The 528-nt window shown below is 61.6% G+C and carries 1 pseudogene; it reads left to right on the top strand.

Going from position 1 to position 528, the window contains the following annotated elements:
* Positions 1–211 precede the first annotated feature (211 nt).
* A pseudogene (locus tag P0D80_RS51080) lies at positions 212–528 on the top strand (hypothetical protein); the annotation flags it as partial.

The following is a 528-nucleotide window of genomic DNA, read 5'->3' as shown; positions in this document are numbered from 1 at the left end:
CCGGTTCAGCGCGTACGCGACCGAATGTGGGTGTAGCAAGTCGACGCCAATCACGCCCCAGATCGTCACTCGCTATCTACAAGCAAGACCCACGACAGGGGCGCGGTGGTCCGCACACGCAGCGCTCTGTTTCGCATCCAGGTGCTTTCCGGAGCGGTTCGCAACCGAACCGCCTCAAGAGGATCTGGACGGCCCAGAGCTCGCTGCCTACATGCAGCATCTGCGCATCGTTCGCGGTTTGCATCCCAAGACTTGTGAAGGGCTCGTTCTAACAGCGCGGCGGATGCTCACCTGGCAAAGGCAACACCTACGCGGCATGTCCCTTGCCGCGCTCGGTGCCGAACACGTTCTGGTCATGACTCGCGAGCTGGTATCCGCTTGCCGTAGTGACAGTGCCAGATCATCGACCACCTCGCACATGCGCTCGTTCCTGCGCTACATGTACTGGGCAAGTCTCAACGGCGAGGACCTGGCGCGTTTCGTACCGAAGACACCATGTTGGCGCCACACCCATCTCCCGCCGCGACT

This window comes from Paraburkholderia sp. RL17-373-BIF-A, assembly GCF_046030175.1.
GTDB lineage: Bacteria > Pseudomonadota > Gammaproteobacteria > Burkholderiales > Burkholderiaceae > Paraburkholderia.
This window is presented reverse-complemented; position numbering and strand designations above follow the sequence as displayed.